This is a genomic window from Amycolatopsis benzoatilytica AK 16/65, assembly GCF_000383915.1.
GTDB lineage: Bacteria > Actinomycetota > Actinomycetes > Mycobacteriales > Pseudonocardiaceae > Amycolatopsis > Amycolatopsis benzoatilytica.
The window spans coordinates 45,958-63,100 of sequence record NZ_KB912942.1 but is presented as its reverse complement, the minus strand read 5'-3'; the positions used below and the strand labels follow the sequence as shown (position 1 = coordinate 63,100).

At 69.4% G+C, this 17,143-nt stretch carries 19 protein-coding genes; 4 read left to right on the top strand and 15 right to left on the bottom strand.

Annotated elements, in window-relative coordinates; all coding sequences use genetic code 11:
* Positions 1-122 precede the first annotated feature (122 nt).
* A complete protein-coding gene (locus AMYBE_RS0100325) occupies positions 123-1,235 on the bottom strand; it encodes a trans-sulfuration enzyme family protein (RefSeq protein ID WP_020657325.1) in 1,113 nt (370 codons plus the stop codon).
* Positions 1,236-1,293: 58 nt separating this feature from the next.
* On the opposite strand from AMYBE_RS0100325, the gene AMYBE_RS40740 reads away from it, so the two are divergent.
* Complete coding sequence (locus AMYBE_RS40740; protein WP_034286668.1) at positions 1,294-1,812, top strand: Lrp/AsnC family transcriptional regulator; 519 nt, start codon at positions 1,294-1,296, stop codon at positions 1,810-1,812.
* Positions 1,813-1,994: 182 nt separating this feature from the next.
* On the opposite strand, the gene AMYBE_RS0100315 is transcribed toward AMYBE_RS40740, so the two are convergent.
* The 7 genes from AMYBE_RS0100315 to AMYBE_RS0100285 all read right to left on the bottom strand — a co-directional run bounded on the left by AMYBE_RS0100315 (position 1,995) and on the right by AMYBE_RS0100285 (position 9,274).
* A complete protein-coding gene (locus AMYBE_RS0100315) occupies positions 1,995-3,761 on the bottom strand; it encodes a 3-hydroxyacyl-CoA dehydrogenase family protein (RefSeq protein ID WP_020657323.1) in 1,767 nt (588 codons plus the stop codon).
* 115 nt (positions 3,762-3,876) lie between these two features.
* Positions 3,877-4,563 carry a dihydroxyacetone kinase phosphoryl donor subunit DhaM gene (dhaM, locus tag AMYBE_RS0100310; RefSeq protein ID WP_020657322.1) on the bottom strand — a complete coding sequence of 229 codons (687 nt, stop codon included), beginning with the start codon at positions 4,561-4,563 and terminating at the stop codon, positions 3,877-3,879.
* Complete coding sequence (dhaL, locus tag AMYBE_RS0100305; RefSeq protein WP_020657321.1) at positions 4,560-5,180, bottom strand: dihydroxyacetone kinase subunit DhaL; 621 nt, start codon at positions 5,178-5,180, stop codon at positions 4,560-4,562. Before dhaL ends, dhaM begins: the two co-directional genes overlap by 4 nt.
* Positions 5,180-6,181, bottom strand: coding sequence for a dihydroxyacetone kinase subunit DhaK (dhaK, locus tag AMYBE_RS0100300; protein WP_020657320.1), 1,002 nt, complete (start codon positions 6,179-6,181; stop codon positions 5,180-5,182). The genes dhaL and dhaK overlap by 1 nt, the downstream gene beginning before the upstream one ends.
* Before the next feature lie 78 nt (positions 6,182-6,259).
* Complete coding sequence (locus AMYBE_RS0100295) at positions 6,260-7,252, bottom strand: DUF3558 domain-containing protein (RefSeq protein ID WP_020657319.1); 993 nt, start codon at positions 7,250-7,252, stop codon at positions 6,260-6,262.
* A gap of 47 nt (positions 7,253-7,299) precedes the next feature.
* On the bottom strand, positions 7,300-7,566 hold the full coding sequence (locus AMYBE_RS0100290) for a hypothetical protein (protein WP_020657318.1): 267 nt from the start codon (positions 7,564-7,566) through the stop codon (positions 7,300-7,302).
* A 10-nt stretch (positions 7,567-7,576) separates the two neighbouring features.
* Positions 7,577-9,274 (bottom strand): sodium:solute symporter family protein, encoded by a 1,698-nt coding sequence (locus AMYBE_RS0100285; protein WP_154676436.1) that lies wholly within the window; start codon positions 9,272-9,274, stop codon positions 7,577-7,579.
* 383 nt (positions 9,275-9,657) lie between these two features.
* Between AMYBE_RS0100285 and AMYBE_RS0100280 the strand changes: the two genes are divergently transcribed.
* A complete protein-coding gene (locus tag AMYBE_RS0100280; RefSeq protein WP_020657316.1) occupies positions 9,658-10,098 on the top strand; it encodes a hypothetical protein in 441 nt (146 codons plus the stop codon).
* An 84-nt stretch (positions 10,099-10,182) separates the two neighbouring features.
* On the opposite strand, the gene nucS is transcribed toward AMYBE_RS0100280, so the two are convergent.
* A complete protein-coding gene (nucS, locus tag AMYBE_RS0100275; protein ID WP_020657315.1) occupies positions 10,183-10,842 on the bottom strand; it encodes an endonuclease NucS in 660 nt (219 codons plus the stop codon).
* 102 nt (positions 10,843-10,944) lie between these two features.
* Here nucS and AMYBE_RS0100270 point away from each other — a divergent pair, with 102 nt between their 5' ends.
* The gene (locus tag AMYBE_RS0100270) at positions 10,945-11,484 is read left to right on the top strand and encodes an NUDIX domain-containing protein (RefSeq protein ID WP_027927241.1); all 540 of its coding nucleotides are present in this window, start codon (positions 10,945-10,947) and stop codon (positions 11,482-11,484) included.
* A 202-nt stretch (positions 11,485-11,686) separates the two neighbouring features.
* Here the strand turns inward: AMYBE_RS0100270 and AMYBE_RS0100265 are convergent, their stop codons facing one another.
* Together AMYBE_RS0100265 and AMYBE_RS0100260 are read right to left on the bottom strand one after the other, a co-directional pair.
* Complete coding sequence (locus AMYBE_RS0100265) at positions 11,687-12,460, bottom strand: enoyl-CoA hydratase-related protein (protein WP_020657313.1); 774 nt, start codon at positions 12,458-12,460, stop codon at positions 11,687-11,689.
* Positions 12,433-13,431 (bottom strand): GlxA family transcriptional regulator, encoded by a 999-nt coding sequence (locus AMYBE_RS0100260; protein ID WP_020657312.1) that lies wholly within the window; start codon positions 13,429-13,431, stop codon positions 12,433-12,435. The genes AMYBE_RS0100265 and AMYBE_RS0100260 overlap by 28 nt, the downstream gene beginning before the upstream one ends.
* A 71-nt stretch (positions 13,432-13,502) precedes the next feature.
* Between AMYBE_RS0100260 and AMYBE_RS0100255 the strand changes: the two genes are divergently transcribed.
* Positions 13,503-14,066: a cysteine hydrolase family protein gene (locus AMYBE_RS0100255; protein ID WP_020657311.1), complete on the top strand. Its 564-nt coding sequence runs from the start codon at positions 13,503-13,505 to the stop codon at positions 14,064-14,066.
* Positions 14,067-14,090: 24 nt separating this feature from the next.
* On the opposite strand, the gene ehuA is transcribed toward AMYBE_RS0100255, so the two are convergent.
* The 4 genes from ehuA to ehuB are packed head-to-tail and all read right to left on the bottom strand — an operon-like array spanning position 14,091 to position 17,129.
* Positions 14,091-14,855 carry an ectoine/hydroxyectoine ABC transporter ATP-binding protein EhuA gene (gene ehuA, locus AMYBE_RS0100250; RefSeq protein ID WP_020657310.1) on the bottom strand — a complete coding sequence of 255 codons (765 nt, stop codon included), beginning with the start codon at positions 14,853-14,855 and terminating at the stop codon, positions 14,091-14,093.
* 4 nt (positions 14,856-14,859) lie between these two features.
* A complete protein-coding gene (gene ehuD / locus AMYBE_RS0100245; protein WP_020657309.1) occupies positions 14,860-15,516 on the bottom strand; it encodes an ectoine/hydroxyectoine ABC transporter permease subunit EhuD in 657 nt (218 codons plus the stop codon).
* Entirely contained in the window at positions 15,513-16,217 is a 705-nt protein-coding gene (gene ehuC / locus AMYBE_RS0100240) for an ectoine/hydroxyectoine ABC transporter permease subunit EhuC (protein ID WP_020657308.1), read from the bottom strand. Before ehuC ends, ehuD begins: the two co-directional genes overlap by 4 nt.
* A gap of 15 nt (positions 16,218-16,232) precedes the next feature.
* Complete coding sequence (ehuB, locus tag AMYBE_RS0100235; RefSeq protein WP_020657307.1) at positions 16,233-17,129, bottom strand: ectoine/hydroxyectoine ABC transporter substrate-binding protein EhuB; 897 nt, start codon at positions 17,127-17,129, stop codon at positions 16,233-16,235.
* Positions 17,130-17,143: the final 14 nt, after the last annotated feature.

Here is a 17,143-nt window from a genome sequence, read left to right as displayed (position 1 = left end):
GCGGGTCAAGCCCGCGGGTTTCGCGGCCTGGTCGCGTGCCCGGGCGCTGCTTCGCACCGACAGCCCGCGCGAAAACAGCGGAGGCCCGGCCGAGTGGCCGGGCCTCGCCTGGACTGACTCGATCAGCAGGATTTCAGCGCCTGGTCCAGGTCCAGCCACAGGTCCTCGACGTCCTCCAGTCCGGTGGAAAGCCGGAGCAGGCCATGCGTGATGCCGGAGCCGGTTCGGTCGTCTTCGGCCACGATTCGGTGGGTGAGCGACGCCGGGTGCTGGATCAGGGTGTCCACGCTGCCGAGGCTCACCGCGGGCGTGATCAGCCGGACCGCGCCGACGACCGCGTGCGGGTCTCCGGTGACCTCGAAGGCGACCAGGGGCCCGCCCAGCTTGGGGTAGTGCACGGCGCTTACCGAGGGGTGCGAAGCGAGTCGTTCGGCCAGCACCGCGGCAGTCTCGGAAGCCGCCTTGACGCGGAGGGGAAGCGTCGAGAGTCCGCGCAGCAACAGGTACCCGGCCAGCGGGTGCAGGACGCCGCCGGTGGCGAAGCGAAGGGACCGCAGGCGGGCCGCTTCTTCGGCGTCGCAAGCGACCACTCCGCCCATCACGTCGCCGTGGCCGCCCAGGAACTTCGTCGCACTGTGCAGAACGAGTTTCGCGCCGAGGCGGCCGGGGCGCTGCAGAACCGGAGTGGCGAACGTGTTGTCGACCAGCACCGGGACGTCGCCGCACGCCTCAGTCAGGGCGGCGATGTCCAGTTCGCTCAGGGTCGGGTTCGCGGGCGTTTCCACGAAAACCAGACCGGTGTCCGGGCGCAGGGCGTCCGCGACGTCCTCCGGCGAGCTCCAGGTGACTTCGGTGCCGAGCAGACCGGTGGTGAGCAGGTGATCGGTGCAGCCGTACAGCGGGCGGACGCCGACGATGTGCCGTTTTCCTTGCGTGACGGCGGAAAGCAGGCACGCCGACACCGCGGCCATGCCGCTCGCGAAGGCGACCGCGTGCTCGAAGCCTTCCAGTTCCGCCAACGCTTGCTCGAACCGCTCGACGGTCGGGTTGCCGATCCGGCCGTAGATGCCGGTGACGTTCCCGCCCGCGGCGAACTCGTCGATCCGGCGGGCCTCCTCGGCGCTGTCGCGCGAGGGGTAGGTCGTGGAGAAGTCGAGCGGGGCAGCGTGCAGGCCAAGGTCGGCGAGATCGTCGCGACCAGCGTGCACGGCTCGGGTGCGCAGGGCGGAAGTCATGCAGTCACGTTCGGACAACAGCCGGTATCTGCGCAATGGTCTCGGTTAGAATTCGGCTGTGTCATCTTCTGTCGAACTGAGTCCGGTTGATCTTGAAATTCTCCGAGTGCTGCAGAACGATGCCCGGACGTCCAACAAGGAGCTGGCGGCGGCAGTCGGGCTCGCGCCGTCGACGTGTCTCGACCGGGTCGCCCGGCTGCGGGAGACGGGGGTGATCACCGGGCAGCACGCGCAGGTGGACGCGGCGAAGCTGGGCCGCCCGCTGGAGGCCTTCCTGTTCGTACAGGTCCGGCCGCATCGGCGACCGCTGGTCGAGCAGTTCGTCGAGCATGTGCTGGCATTGCCGGAGATTCGCGCGGTCTACCACTTGACCGGGCCGGACGACTTTCTCGCGCACGTGGCGACCACGTCCGCCGCCGAACTTCAGCGGTTGGTGCTGGACGAGTTGACCTCGCGCGACGAGGTCGCCCGGGTGCACACGAATCTGGTGTTCCAGCAGTGGCAGGGCGGCCCGCTGCTGCCGCCGGAGGAGGGCGAGCCAGGGCAGACCGGTGCGCGGATTCGGCGGCGAGGCTGAGGAGCAGCCGGCCGCGTGTGCCGGCCCCTCCCGGAAGACGCCGACCCGCCAGTCTCCGCGGGCTCGCGGTGGACCCGGTGCGCGATGGTCCGTGAGGGGCTCCTCGAGGGAATCTGAGTCCCTCGAGGAGCCCCTCACGGACTTCAGCGAGAGGAAGCGGCCCGCCGGGTACCCGTGACCGGTCAGTAGTCCTTGAACCCCTTGCCGGTCTTGCGGCCCAGCCGTCCGGCGGTCACGAGATGCTCCAGCAGCGGCGCGGGCGCGTACCCTTCCTCGCGGAACTCGTTGAAGAGCGTCCGCTCGATCGCCAGCGAGACGTCGAGGCCGACCACGTCCAGCAGCTCGAACGGTCCCATCGGCAGACCGCAACCGACCTTCATCGCGGTGTCGATGTCGTCCGCCGACGCGTAGTGCGCCTCCAGCATCTTCACCGCGTCGTTGAGATACGGGAACAGCAGGGCGTTCACGATGAATCCGGCCCGGTCGCCGCAGTGCACCGGATGCTTGCCGACCGCCGTGCACACCGCGGTCGCGGTCGCGGTGACGTCCGGCGCGGTCGCGATCGTCGACACCACTTCCACCAGCTTCATCACCGGAGCCGGGTTGAAGAAGTGCAACCCGACCACGTCGCCGGGCCGGGAAGTCGCCGCCGCGCATTCGATGACCGGGAGCGACGACGTCGTGGTGGCGAGCACCGCGCCCGGCCGCACGACCTCGTCCAGCGCCGAAAACACCGCCTGTTTGACCGAAAGCTCCTCGGCGACCGCCTCCACGACGAGGTCGGCGTTCGCCAGTTCCTCGAACTCGGTCACCGGGCGGATCCGGGACAGCGCGGCCGCCGCGTCCTCTTCGGAGAGTTTGCCCCGCACCACGGCCTTGTCCAGCGACTTTTTCACCTTCGCGACCGACGCTTGCGCCTTCTCCATGCTCCGCGCCCGCAGCACGACGTCGAACCCGCGCTTGGCGAACACTTCCGCGATGCCGGTGGCCATCGTGCCGGTGCCGATCACGCCGACCGAGCGCACCGGACGCGCTTCCGCGGAGTCCACAGTGGATGAAGGGACCGAGTCGACCACGACCGGCGAATCCGGCGCGTCGTAAGCGTAGAAGCCGTGCCCGCTCTTGCGGCCCAGCTGCCCGGCAGTGATCATCTGCTTCAGCAACGGAGCCGGCGCGTGCAGCCGATTCCGCGACTGGTGATACATCGTGTCGAGGATTTCGTACGCGGTGTCCAGCCCGATCAGGTCGAGCAGCGCGAGCGGGCCCATCGGGTACCCGCAGCCGAACCGCATCGCCGCGTCGAGGTCCTCCCGAGTCGCGTAGCGCTGCTCGTACATCCGGACCGCGTGGTTGAGGTAGCCGAACAGCAGCGCGTTCGCGATGAACCCGGCCCGGTCGCCGATCACCACCGGCGACTTGCCCAGCCGCTCGGCGAAGGCCACCGCGTCGGCGACCACGTCCGGCTCGGTCACCACCGTGCGCACGACCTCGACCAGCTTGAGCACCGGCGCCGGGTTGAAGAAGTGCATCCCGACGACCTTGCCCGGCCGCGCGGTGTGCACGCCGATCTCGGTGATCGACAGCGACGACGTGTTGGACGCGAACACCACGTCCGGCCTGGTCACCTTGTCCAGTTCGGCGAACACCGCGGCCTTCGCCGCGAGATTCTCCGGGATCGCCTCGATCACCAGGTCCACTTCGGACAGGTCGGTCAGCGACGTGGAACAGCGGACCCGGCTGAGCAACGCCTCCCGGCCCGCCTCGTCGAGCTTCCCGCCGGCCAGCGCCCGCTCGGTGGAATGCCGCAGGTGCCCGAGGCCGCGTTCGACCGCCGCCTCGTCCAGCTCGACCGCGACCACGTCGAGCCCGCTGCGCGCGAGCACCTCGGCGATGCCCGCGCCCATCGTGCCCAGTCCGACCACACCGACCGTCGAGATTTCCCGTGCCACAGGGCCTCCAGAGGTTACCCGCTGGTAATTTCCGCTCACTGTGCCACGCGGAACTGCCAAAAGCACTTCGGAATCGAGTCAGTCCCGGGGAAGTCACCCGGACGGAAATCCCTGGTCACTCCCCGAAGTTCGACTCCACCAGCTCGGCAACCCGCGCGACCGCCTCGGCCGCCTGCTGACCGCGGGCGCGGACCATGATCCGGTCGCCCTGGCGGGCACCGAGCGACATCAGCGCCAGCACGCTGTGCGCGTCCGCCTCCTGCTCACCCAGCCGGACCGACACCTCCGCGTCGAACGAAGCCAGGCTGCGCACCAGGATAGCGGCCGGCCGCGCGTGCAGGCCGACCTCGTTGGCCAGGGTGAACTCCTTCTGCACCACGCCGTCCTCGCCGTCCGCCGACAGCTCCACGGCGGCCAGGTCGGGCGCGAGACCGGCACTCGCCGCGGCCTCGCCGACCGCCTTGCGGTCCGCGCCGCCCTGTGCGGCGACCGCGGCCGCCACCGCGCCCTCGACCAGCGGCGCGTCGACCACGACCGCCGCCGACGGATCGGCCAGCGACTCGACCGCCAGCTCAGCGGTCATCTGCGCGCTGCCGAGGTCGTAGAGCAGCACCACGCCGTCGCCGGAATCGGCCCGCTGCGTGGCGGCCACCACCTCGTCGTAGTCGGTGCCGATGCCGCCGTCGTCGGGCAGCCCGCCGGCCGGGACGATCCGGACGTCCGGGGCCATCTGGGCGGCCAGTTCGGCCAGGCCCTCGGCCAGTTTCGCGCTGTGCGACACGAGAACGATTCCGACGCTCACCGGGCCGCCTCCGCGAACGCACGCAGCAGCAGCGCGGTCGAACGCGCGCCGGGGTCCATGTGCCCGACCGCGCGTTCGCCGAGGTAGGAAGCGCGGCCCTTGCGCGGCACCAAGTCCACAGTGGACTCCGCGCCGCCGTCGGCCGCGTCCGCTGCCGCGGCCAGCACGTCGGCGACGGTTCCGTCCGTCGCGTCCGCGGCCGCGATCGCCGGAAGCAGCGCGTCGACCATCGTCGCGTCGCGGGCGACCGCCTTGCCGCGCGCCTGCACGCCTTCCAGCGCCGCGCGCAGCGCCTCCCGCAGCAGCGGCACGTCGATCTCCGCCGCGGTGCCGAGCTTGGCCGAAGCGCGCAGGAAGGCCGTGCCGTACAGCGGGCCAGCCGCGCCGCCGACCTTCGAGATCAGTGTGGTGGCAGCGAGTTTCGCCACCGCGGCAGGTGTTTCCGGCACCGCGGTGTCCAGCGCGGAGACGATCGCGGTGAAGCCCCGCTTCATGTTCTCGCCGTGGTCGGCGTCGCCGATCGCGCGGTCGAGTTCCACGAGTTCGTCGCGGTGCTCGGAGATGACTTCGGCAGCGGCGCGCAACGCGGCCGCGAGCCCCCCGGCAGTGCAGCTCATCAAATCCCCCATCGCAGCGCGGGCGTGCGCACCGGCGCGTCCCAGAGCTGCGTCAGCTCGTCGTCCAGTTTCAGCAGCGTCAGGCTGATGCCCTGCATTTCCAGGCTGGTGATGTACGGGCCGACCAGCCTGCGCTCGACCACGATCCCGCGCTCGGCCAGCAGCCGCTCGGCGATGCCGTGCGCGAGGTACAGCTCCAGCTGCGGCGTGCCGCCCATCGAGTTGGTGAACAACAGCACCCGGTCGCCGGACTCGAACGGCAGGTCGGACACCACCGCCTCGACCATCCGGGCGACCAGCGCGTCGGCCGGCTCGGCCGGGATCCGCTCGCGGCCGGGCTCGCCGTGGATGCCGATGCCGAACTCGATCTCGTCCGGGCCGAGGTCGAAACTCGGCTCGCCGACGTGCGGCACGGTCGGCGCGGACAGCGCCACCCCGATCGAGGCGACCTGGCCGATCACCTTGCGCGCCAGCGCTTCCACCTGGTCGAGAGAGTCGCCGCGCTCGGCCGCCGCGCCGACGATCTTCTCCAGCAGCACGGTGCCGCCGACACCGCGGCGGCCAGCGGTGAAGGTGGAGTCCTTGACCGCCACGTCGTCGTCGATGACCACGCTGCGCACGTCGAGGTCCTCCGCGGCGGCCAGTTCGGCGGCGGTCTCGAAGTTCAGCACGTCGCCGGTGTAATTCTTGACGATCAGCAGTGCCCCGGCCGGACCGGTGGCGGCGGTGACCGCGGCCTGGATCGCGTCCGGAGTCGGCGAGGTGAACACCGGGCCGGGCACCGCGGCGTCCAGCATCCCGGGGCCGACGAAGCCGCCGTGCAGCGGCTCATGCCCGGAACCGCCGCCGGAGATCACCGCGACCTTGCCCGCCACCGGCGCGTCCACGCGCACCACCAGAGCCGGATCATCCTCCACTCGCAGCAGATCGGCGTGCGCGAGCGCGAGCCCTCTGAGCGATTCGGCGACGACGGCCGCCGGATCGTTGATGATCTTCTTCATGGCGGACCTCCGGCACCTCGGCGTCGTGGACGACCCCAACCTAGGAGGTCGCCCCGCCCGCCGCAAAGCACCCCTGGCTCAGGCCGCGGGCAGTTTCGAAGCCAGGTTCTTCGCCAGCGCGACCACCTTGCCGCACGGATCGTCCTTCTGCTGGTCGCCGTCCTGGTTCAGGTACTCCAACTGGACGACCTCGACCTGGTCGTTCAGCCACTGCCGGTGCTTCCAGGCGACCTTGCACCCGGCCCCGCTCGAGTTGCCCGCTTTCGAGTACGCCTGGTTCGGCGTGCCGACGTCGGCCTTCAGCCAGCCGTCGCCCTCGGACGGCGCCACGCCTGGCCGCATCGTCACCAGGACGCTCGGGATCAGGCCCCAGGTGCAGTTGTGCAGACCAGTCAGCAGCGGCTTGCCACCCTTCACCGCCGCCTCGACCGCGCTCTGGTCCAGCAGCGTGCACGGGTCGAGGGCCACTACCGAGCCCGGGCCCGGCGTGTACTTCTGCGGGCTCGCGTGCAGCTTCTGGACCGCCGTCGCGACCAGTTTGCGGCCGGCCGCACAGGCGTCACCGCCGTCGTAGTCGACCCGGAACGACACGCCGATGTTCGGATTCCGCCCGGTGAGCGCGCTGACCACGCAGCCGCTCGTGCTGCCGACATCGGGCACCTCGACCTGAGGGAGGCCGCCGACCGCACCGGTGGTCTTGTCCGCGGACAGCACGATGTCGCCGATGTCGACGCTCGCCCTGACTTCCTTGCCGCCCGGATCGGTCGCGCTGCCGCGACAGGAAGCGAAATCGGTGCTGGAGGGGACGGGGTCGCTCTTGGGCTGGCCCAGCTGCGCCATCGCGGTCTGATCGACGAACTGGCACGGCTTCAGATCGCGCAGGACGGCCTGAGTGACCGCGGGGTCGGTGATCGGGCCGTCGGACACGCCGCCGCCGGACGCCGGGACCGTCGTACGCGCGAAGTTCTCTTTGCCCAGATTAGGGCCGCCGCACGCGGACAACGCGACCGCGCCAGCGGCGACCAGGGCGGACAGCTTCAGGAACCGGCCGAACCGGCGATCGTGCACCACGTCCGGCAACCTAGCCTGCACGGCGGCCGGACGTGGCGACAACCCGGTTATTCGACGGGTGACTCTTCCTTCGTTTCCGGCACGGCCAGCGGGCGCAGCACCGCCCACAGCACGAACACGGCGGTCGCCGCCAGCAGGCCGATGCCGGACCACAGGTTGATGTTCACGTCCGCGGCCTTCTTGAGGTCCGCGTCGCTGGTGAACCCGGCGCCCATGATCGTCAGGATCACGCCGTACACGCCGAGCAGCAGCGCGATGATCAGCCGGATGTCGAAGGCGCCCGCCTTGCGCGGCCGCGAGGTGTTCTCGGTCATGCGGGCCTCCTCAGAAGATGATGTTCAGCACGATGGTGATCGCCAGGACGATGCCGGCCAGCAGGCCCGGCTTGCGGTACCAGCCCGCGTTCTCGCCGGTGTCGTCGTGCTTGAGCGCGTCCCGCGGAGTGAGCGAGTAAACGAGGCCCACCAGCTGCGCCTCCTCCTTCGGCTGCGAGGCCAGCGAAACCCCGACGCTCACCACGATGTCCACCACGAACGCGGTGCCCGCCGCCACGAAGCTGGTGCCCTGCCCGGCCAGCGAGAGCACCCCTCCCTGCGACAGTCCCCAGATCGTGATCGCCGACGCGGTGCCGGCGATCAGGCCGATCCAGCCGGCGGACGGGCTCATCCGCTTCCAGAACATGCCGAGGATGAACGTGGCGAACAGCGGCGCGTTGAAGAACGAGAACAGATCCTGCAGGTAGGTCAGGATGTTCGACGACTGCGAGGCGACGAACGCGGTGCCGATGGCCATGATCGTCGCGACGACCGTGGTGCGGCGGCCCAGGTTCAGGTAGTAGCCGTCCGGCTTGTCCTTCTTCACGTACGTCTGCCAGATGTCGTACGTGAACACGGTGTTGAACGAGCTGAGGTTCGCCGCCATGCCGGCCATGAACGAGGCGAGCAGACCGGCGATCGCGATGCCGAGGATGCCGTTGGGCAGCAGGTCGCGCATCAGCAGCAGAAGCGCGTTGTTCGCGGTGACGCCGCTGCTCGCGGGCTTGTCCTGCAGCAGAAGTCCCTTGTCCTGCAAGTACTCCGGCACCACCACGCCGGCGATCATGCCGGGGATGATGACGATGAACGGCACCAGCATCTTCGGGAACGCGCCGATGATCGGCGTCCGGCGCGCGGCCGACATACTCTTCGACGCCATCGCGCGCTGGACCTCGACGAAGTTCGTGGTCCAGTAGCCGAAGGAGAGCACGAAGCCGAGGCCGAACACGATGCCGAGCACGGACAGGAAGTTGTTGCCGAAGCCGGTGAGGTTGTCGCCCGGCCAGGAATGCAGCTGCTCGGTGCCGCCGGGGCTGTGCGTGACCTTGTCCACCAGGCCCTGCCAGCCGCCGACCTTGACCAGGCCGACGATGGTGAGCGGCAGCAGCGCCACCACGATCACGAAGAACTGCAGCACCTCGTTGTAGATCGCGGCCGAAAGCCCGCCCAGCGCGGTGTATCCGAGCACGATCGCGGCGGCGATCACGATGGACACCCACAGCGGCCAGCCCAGCAGCAGGTTCACGACGCTGGCCAGCAGGAACAGGTTCGCGCCGGCGATCAGGATCTGCGCGGCGGCGAAGCTGACGCCGTTGACCAGGTGCGCGCCCGGCCCGAACCGGCGGCGCATGAACTCCGGCACGCTGCGGACCTTGGAGCCGTAGTAGAACGGCATCATCACCAGGCCGAGGAACAGCATCGCCGGGATGGCGCCGATCCAGAAGTAGTGGACCGTCGGCAAGCCGTAGAGCACGCCGTTGGCGGACATCCCCATGACCTCGACCGCGCCGAGGTTCGCGGAAATGAACGCCAGACCGGTGACCCAGGCGGGCAGCGACCGGCCGGACAGCAGGAAGTCGAGACTGCTCGACACCTGCTTCCTGGCGAGATAGCCGATGCCGAGCACCAGGACGAAATAGAACGCCAGCTCGATGTAGTCGATCGGACTCGCATCGAGTCGCAAGTTCGCGTCGGCGAGGAACGGCACCCCTGCCACCTCCGAATCAAACATTCTCGCACAGGAAACACCATCGTTCCTGTCAGACCGGCACAGTACTGCATGGATTCCGAACCAGCACCACGACACCTCGGTTTTTCACCAACGTGCCGCTGACCTGTGCATTTCTCCTGCCCGGAAGCGCCCGTGTTGAGTCCTGTCGCATCGGCGGACAACCACTCACCATCACCCGATCCGGGAGAGAGCCCACCATCTCGGGCCTACGGTATTCACCACAGATGGTGACCGCACGAGGACGCGCCGTGCTGACGGCAGGAATGCCGTACCCGAGCAGGACGGCGCGTGATTCGCTTCCCGCTCTGTTGCGCGGCGAACCGACGGAAACCGCCTGACTCGAAAGGACTCCGGAACCGATGACCGATCCCTTGCGCATGCCCGGCCGACTGCGCACCGCGCTCGCGTTCGTTTTCCTGCAGATTCTGCTGAACGGCGCGTTCGGCGTGCTGATGCAGGTCGAGATGAACCGCGAAGCCGACCACGGCCAGGACCCGGTCGCCGCGCTGCAGATCGCGACGTACATCTCCTACGTGACCGTGGTGGCCATGCTGGCGGCGGCGGTCGCGATCATCCTCGGCCACGGCTGGGGACGGCTGGTGCTGATCGCGTTCGAAGCGCTTTCCGCGGTCAGCGGGCTGATCACGCTGGTTTCGGGCAGCCCGCAGGCGCTGATCGGGATCGTGCTGGCGGCGCTCGTGGTGGCGACGCTGCTGAACAAGGAAGTGCTGGCCTGGTTCGAGGCGAAGAAGCGGGCGCGCGACGGGCAGCCCGGCGCGCAGGCGCCGCGAATCAGCTGAACCAGGCACTCGCCGAAGTCGTGCGCAGGCGGTCGCGACCGCCTGCGCACGACGCACGAACGGCGTCCAGGCCGGCGAAAACCGTTAGAACAGCCGGAACTCGTCCGAATCGGTGCCGCGCAGCGCGTCGTAGTCCAGGACCAGGCAGCGGATTCCCCGGTCCTCCGCCAGCACCCGGGCCTGCGGCTTGATCACCTGCGCCGCGAACACGCCCTGCACCGGGGCCAGCAGCGGGTCGCGGTTGAGCAGTTCGAGGTACCGGGTCAGCTGCTCGACTCCGTCGATCTCGCCGCGGCGCTTGATCTCCACCGCGACCGAACCGCCGTTGGCGTCGCGGGCCATGATGTCGACCGGGCCGATCGCCGTCGGATACTCGCGGCGCACCAGGGTATAGCCATCGCCCAGGGTCTTGATGTGCTCGGCGAGCAGTTCCTGCAGGTGCGCTTCGACGCCGTGCTTCTGCAGGCCCGGGTCCACCCCGAGTTCGTGCTTCGAATCGTGCATGACCTCGGCGAGACTGATGACCAGCTTCTCGCCCGCCTTGTTCTGCACCGTCCAGACGTCCGGGTCCTCGATCAGCCAGCACGGCGGCGACATCCAGTTCAGCGGCTTGTACGAGCCGCCGTCGGAGTGCACGAGAACCGAGCCGTCCGCCTTGACCATCAGAACGCGGTTGGCCATCGGGAGGTGCGCGGTCAGCCTGCCGACGTAGTCGACCTGGCACCGGGCGACGACGAGCCTCATCGGCCCCACCCCGCACGGAGCGGGCGCCGGGAACCGACCTGTCGGGAAGCGAGCACGAGACGCACCCGCCGAGGGTAGGACAGGCTCGGCGATACTGGCGAGGTGGACCCCATTCAGCGTGTCGCGAGCCGCGAGGTGTATCGGAACCCCTGGATGACCGTGCGGGAGGACGCCGTCCGCCGTCCGGACGGCAGCGCCGGGATTTACGGCGTGGTCGACAAGCCGACCTACGCGCTGATCATCCCGCTCGACCGCGACCGGCTGCGGCTGGTCGAGCAGTTCCGGTACCCGCTCGGGCTGCGCCGGTGGGAGTTCCCGCAGGGCACCGCGCCGGACCTGGCCGAGGTCCCGCCCGCCGAGCTGGCCCGGCGAGAATTGCGCGAGGAAACCGGCCTGCGCGCCGCGGAAATGACCGAACTGGGCCAGCTCGACGTCGCGCCCGGGCTGACCAGCCAGCGCGGGCACGTTTTCCTGGCATCCGGCCTGACCGAAGGCGAACCGGAGCGAGAGCCGGAGGAGCAGGACATGCGGACCGCGTGGTTCAGCCGGTCCGAGGTGGAGAAGATGATCTCCTCGGGGGAAATCACCGACGCGCAGACCGTCGCGGCGTACGGGATGCTGCTGCTGCACGAACGCGGCTGATCCTCCGCCGGTCCGTGAAGGGCCCCCTCGACGGAACCTGCCCGACGGCAACGCCGTGAAGGGAACATTGAGGGACTCTGAGTCCCTCAATGTTCCCTTCACGGACTGACCACCGAGCGCGGACCGAGCGGGCACCGAGCCACGCCCCGAACGGGCACCGAGCAGCGGGCCGAGGCCAGGATCGAGCCAGCGGCAGCGGAACTCAGTCGGTCCACGCTGGCTTGCGCTTCTCCAGGAACGCCGCCATCCCTTCCCGCGCGCCGGGCAGCTGCGAGGCCGACGCCATCACTTCGACGGCGATCGCGTACGCGTCGGCTTCCGGCCGGTCGAGTTGCGCGTACAACGTCTGCTTGCCCATCGCCTTGCTCGCCCGGCTGCCGCGAGTGGCGCGGGCGAGCAGGTCCGCGACTGCCGTGTCCAGCTCGTCGTCCGGGACGACGCGGTTGACCAGGCCCCAGTCCAGCGCCGTCGCGGCGTCGATGACGTCGCCGGTCAGGGCCAGTTCCATCAATCGTTTCCGGCCGATCGCGCGGGCTACCGGCACCGCGGGGGTGTGGCAGAACCAGCCGCCCTTGCCGCCGGGGAGGGCGAAGCCGGCGGACTCGGCGGCAACGGCCAGGTCGCAGGACGCCACCAGCTGGCAGCCCGCCGCGGTGGCCAGGCCGTGCACCCGCGCGATGACCACCTGCGGGACCGATTCCATCGTCTGCATGACGTTCGTGCACAGGGTGAGCAGTTCGCGCACGCCCATCAGGTCCCGGGCGGCGACGTCGCCGAAGTCGTGTCCGGCGGAGAACACCGGTCCGGCACCGGCGAGGACAATGCCGGTCGCGTCGGACTCGCCCGCCTCGCGAAACGCCGCCAGCAGTTCGCCGAGGTGCTCGGCGGACAGCGAATTGCGCCGTGCGGCGCGGTTCATCGTGATGGTGACCGTGTCGCCGTCGCGCTTCACCAAGAGGTGCTCGTACTCGCCCATGCTCCGACGGTAACCCCGGCGGACGGGGAACGGAAAGTCCGCCGGTAGGAATCCGGGCCGACGCCGACCTCCGCGCGGAGCCGGCGCCGGAGGTTCGCGGCGCTGCCCAGCCCGGCGCGTTCGGCGACCCGTTCGACCGGCAGGTCGGTGGTCTCCAGCAATCGCTGCGCGTGGTGCACACGCTGGACCAGCAGCCACCGGCCGGGCGTGCTGCCGGCGGCGGCGCTGAACTCGCGGTGGAAGGTGCGCGGGCTCATTCCGGCGTGCGCGACCAGGTCGGGCACGCCGATGTCGTCGGCGAGGCGGGCCAGCGCCCAGTCCATAGTGGACGAGATGCCGGGCCGGGAAGAGCTGGCGGGCAAGGGAGATTCCGCGTACTGCCGCTGGCCGCCTTCCCGGACCGGCGGCATGACGAGACGGCGGGCCAGCCGGGTGGCGACGTCGGCCCCGTGGTCGCGGCGGACCAGGTGCAGGCAGAGGTCGAGGCCGCCGACCACACCAGCGGACGTGAGGACGCCGTCTTGTTCGGTGAACAAGACATCCCGGCGGAGGTCGGCGGACGGCGCGACAGCGGCGAGCGCGTCGAGGTCTCGCCAGTGCGTGGTCGCCGGGCGGCCGTCGAGCAGCCCGGCGGCGGCGAGAGTGAAGGCGCCGGAGCACAGGGCGGCGACCGTCGCGCCGGAGCGGCGGGCGCGGCGGAGGGCGGCTTGGGCGGCGGCCGGGACTTCGGCGAGCGGGTTGTCGCGGCCGGGGGCCAGGACGAGATCGCAGCCGCTCAGCCCGGAAAGGCCATGGGTGGCGGCGACTTCACCGAACGGCGACACCTGGGTACGGTCTCGGCCGGGCGCGCAGATCCGCACCGTGAACGGGCCGATACCGCTGTCGGTCCGGTCCTGCGCCCACACCTCGGCGATCACCGCCAGGTCGAACATCCGGCTGCCGGGCAGGAGCAGCACCCCGATCGTACGCATGGCAGAAAAGTACCGCATCGCGCGTGTTCTGCCACTCCCCTGGCTGGTGCCGCCCGCGCAGAATCGATGCCATGACCACCGCACTTCTGCTGATCGACGTCCAGCAAGGCTTCGATGACGCCGCGTTCTGGGGACCGCGCAACAACCCGGACGCGGAGGCGAACATCAAGGCGCTTCTGCATGCCTGGCAGGACCGGCGCGACCCGGTCGTGCTCGTGCACCACGACTCGGTCAAGCCCGGTTCGCCGCTGCGGCCCGGCCAGCCGGGCAACGACTTCAAGCCGGAACTCGACGGCGCACGGCCGGACCTGGTGTTCGGCAAGAACGTGAACTCGGCCTTCCTCGGCGACGTCGACCTGGACGCCTGGTTCAAGACCCGCGGCGTCACGAGCTTCGTGCTGGCCGGGATCCAGACGAACTTCTGCTGCGAAACCACCGCGCGGATGGGCGGAAATCTCGGTTACGACGTGACGTTCGCACTCGACGCCACGTTCACCTTCGACCTGGCGGGCCCGGACGGCACGGTCCTGACCGCGGACGAGCTGAGCCGGGCGACCGCGACGAACCTGCACGGCGGCGGGTTCGCGACTGTCCGGTCCACCAAGGAAATCCTCGCGAGCGGCGACGCCGGCTAGAACCGGCGCGGCCATTCCCGATCATCACTCCCGATCGATCACCGCGCGCAAGAATTCCTTGGTGCGCTGGTGTTCCGGCGCGGTGAACAGCTTGTCCGGCGGCGCGTCCTCCAGCACCCGGCCGTGGTCGAACATCATCACCCGGTCCGACACGTCCCGCGCGAACTGCATCTCGTGGGTCACGCAGAGAATGGTGATGTCGGTGGTGGACGCGATGTCGCGGAGCACCCGGAGCACCTCGGCGACCAATTCGGGGTCCAGCGCCGAGGTGACCTCGTCCAGCAGCAGCACTTCCGGCCGCATCGCCAATGCGCGGGCGATCGCGACGCGCTGCTGCTGGCCGCCGGAAAGCTGTGTCGGGTGCGCGTCCGCCTTGTCCGCGAGACCGACCATTTCGAGCAGTTCGGTCGCGCGCGCGTCAGCGTCCGCTTTGGACAGTCCGAGCGCGCGGATCGGGGCCTCGGTGATGTTCTGCCGTACCCGCATGTTCGGGAACAGGTTGAACTGCTGGAACACCATCCCGATCCGCCGCCGGGCGACGCGCAGGTACTTCTCGTCCGCCGGGACGAGCTTGCCGCGCCGGGACATGTGACTCAGCGGCTGACCGCCGACGTCGATCCGGCCGCCGTCGACCTTCTCCAAGGTCATCAGCAGCCGCAGGATGGTCGTCTTGCCGGAACCGCTCGGGCCGATCAGCGAGACGAATTCTCCTGGCTGCACAGTGAAATCCAGGTCGCGCAGGACGGTGACCGGGCCGAAGGTCTTCACCACCCGGTCGAACCGGATCATCGGATCAGTTGCCGAGGCCAAAACGACGCTCCAGGAATCGCACGAGCAGGGACGCCGGGTAGCTCAGCACCAGGAAGAGCACCCCGGCCAGGGTGAGGGGTTCGACGTAGCGGAAGTTGAGCGAACCGACCTCGAACGCGGCCCCGGCCAGGTCGAGCACGCCGATCGCGAGCAGCAGCGGGGTCTCTTTGAACATCGAGATGGTGTAGTTGCCGAGCGCGGGCAGCACGCGCGGGATCGCCTGCGGCAGGATCACCCGGAACCAGGTGCGCACGCGCGGAAGGCTGAGCGCCACCGCAGCTTCCCACTGTCCTCGCGGGACCGCTTCGATGCCGGCGCGGTACACCTCGGACGTGTAGGTCGCGTAGTGCAGGCCAAGGCCGATCACCCCGGCGGCCAGCGGCGAGAGCGTGATCCCGAACTGCGGCAGGACGAAGAACAGGAAGAACAGCTGCACCAGCAACGGCGTGCTGCGCACGAACTCGACGATCAGCCAGATCGCCCAGCTGACGACGCGAATCCCGGACCGCCGCAGCATCGCGAACACCAAGCCCAGCAGGTACGCGAGGATCGCGCCGAGGACAGTCGCCTCGAACGTCACGAGCAGCCCCTTCAGCACCGTGGGGAGCACGCTCCAGAGATAGTTCCAGTCCCAGCTCATGTGCCCGCCCCGCTGAGCACCGCCCGCCGACGTGCCGGGCCCCGCCCGACGCGGGCGGCGGCGCGCCGTTCCAGGATCTTCATCCCGCTCGTGATCAGGATCGAGAGGACCAGGTAGAACACCAGCACGACGGTCCAGATCAGCGCGGCCTGCCCGGTATAGCGCGTCACCAGCACCTGGCTCGCCTGGTAGGTCATCTCCGGAACGGTGATGAACGTCAGCAACGCGGTGCCTTTGAGCAGCTGGACGAACAGGTTCGTGAACGGCGGCACCATGTCGACCAGCGCCTGCGGCAGGATGACCCGGCGCATCCGCTGTGCCGGCGAGAGATTCAGCGCGATGCAGCCCTCCCGCTGGGCGACGGGCACGGCTTGCACCGCGCCGCGCACGATCTCCGCGCCGTACGCGCCGAAGTTCAGCCCCAGCACCACGATTCCAGACCACAGCGGCAGGATCTGGAATCCGGTGAGCACCGGCAGCGCGAAGTAGATCCAGAACAGCTGGACGACCTCCGAGGTGCCGCGCCACACCTCGACGTAGATCCGGGTGATCGCGCGCACCGCGGTGAACCGGGACAGCATCGCCAGCCCGGCCAGGAAGGACAGCACCGTGGCGACCAGGACGCCGCCTACGGTGGCCTCGACGGTCAGCAGCAGTCCGTCGGCGATGGTCGAGACGAACAGTCCGAAGTGGTCGAACATCGGCCGACCCCGCTGTCAGGAACCCGAGCAGAGCTGCTCGGTGGTGACGTCGGCGGGCGGCAGGTTGTCCTGGGTGAACCCGAACGGTGCGACGATCTTCAGCCACTCGCCGTTCTGGTGCAGCTTCGTCAGCTCGGTGTTGAACGCGGCGACGAGGTCGTTGTCGGTCTTGCGGAAGACGAACCCGCCGGCCTGGATCTGCTTCTTGCCCTGGATTTCCGGTACGAATCCCTTCGTGACTTCCAGCGCCGCGCCCGGATTCTGCTTGAGCAGCGCCTTCAGCGAGATGTCGGTGAGCGCGCCGGCGTACGCCCGGTTCGCCTGCAGCGCCTGCAGCAGCTGCGGCTGGCCGTCGTAGGTCTGCAGCTGTCCGTCCGGGATCCCGGTCGCCTTCGCCACCTGCTGCTCGATGGTGCCGGACAGCACCGCCAGGTTGACGCCCTTGGTCTTGACGTCCTCGAAGCTCAGCACCTGCTTCGGATTTCCCTTGGGGACCAGGAATGCCGTCGGCGTCACGTAGTCGACCGCGGAGAACGCGGCCTGTTTGCACCGGCTCGGCAGGATCGCCATGCCCGCGGTGACCATGTCGAACTGCCCGGCGGCGAGCGCCGGGATCAGCTGCTTGAACTCGACCTGGGTCGCGTCGATCTTCGGGACGCCGAGGCTCTTGAACACCGCCTTGGCGACCTCCGGCGATTCGCCGGTCACGTTGCCGCCCTCGGTGTACCCGTACGGGATCTCGCCGGCGATGCCGACCTTGATCGTGCCCGCCTTCTTCGCCCGATCCAGTGCGCTGCCGCCGCTTTGCCCGCCTGATTGCGGCGCCGTGGTGCACGCGGCCGCGCCCAGCAACACCGCTCCGGCGGCCGCGAACCGGAAGAAGTCCCGGCGCTGCCATTCGTCGTGAACCATGTCTGCGGCCCCTT

Bases quoted from the DNA above. Each gene is read 5' to 3' on its own strand.
- AMYBE_RS0100325 (WP_020657325.1), bottom strand. From the start codon at position 1,235: ATGACTTCCGCCCTGCGCACCCGAGCCGTGCACGCTGGTCGCGACGAT.
- ehuA (WP_020657310.1), bottom strand. From the start codon at position 14,855: ATGATCCGGTTCGACCGGGTGGTGAAGACCTTCGGCCCGGTCACCGTC.
- ehuB (WP_020657307.1), bottom strand. From the start codon at position 17,129: ATGGTTCACGACGAATGGCAGCGCCGGGACTTCTTCCGGTTCGCGGCC.
- AMYBE_RS0100280 (WP_020657316.1), top strand. From the start codon at position 9,658: ATGACCGATCCCTTGCGCATGCCCGGCCGACTGCGCACCGCGCTCGCG.
- AMYBE_RS0100290 (WP_020657318.1), bottom strand. From the start codon at position 7,566: ATGACCGAGAACACCTCGCGGCCGCGCAAGGCGGGCGCCTTCGACATC.
- dhaL (WP_020657321.1), bottom strand. From the start codon at position 5,180: ATGAGCTGCACTGCCGGGGGGCTCGCGGCCGCGTTGCGCGCCGCTGCC.
- AMYBE_RS0100255 (WP_020657311.1), top strand. From the start codon at position 13,503: ATGACCACCGCACTTCTGCTGATCGACGTCCAGCAAGGCTTCGATGAC.
- ehuC (WP_020657308.1), bottom strand. From the start codon at position 16,217: ATGTTCGACCACTTCGGACTGTTCGTCTCGACCATCGCCGACGGACTG.
- dhaK (WP_020657320.1), bottom strand. From the start codon at position 6,181: ATGAAGAAGATCATCAACGATCCGGCGGCCGTCGTCGCCGAATCGCTC.
- AMYBE_RS0100265 (WP_020657313.1), bottom strand. From the start codon at position 12,460: ATGGGCGAGTACGAGCACCTCTTGGTGAAGCGCGACGGCGACACGGTC.
- AMYBE_RS0100260 (WP_020657312.1), bottom strand. From the start codon at position 13,431: ATGCGTACGATCGGGGTGCTGCTCCTGCCCGGCAGCCGGATGTTCGAC.
- ehuD (WP_020657309.1), bottom strand. From the start codon at position 15,516: ATGAGCTGGGACTGGAACTATCTCTGGAGCGTGCTCCCCACGGTGCTG.
- nucS (WP_020657315.1), bottom strand. From the start codon at position 10,842: ATGAGGCTCGTCGTCGCCCGGTGCCAGGTCGACTACGTCGGCAGGCTG.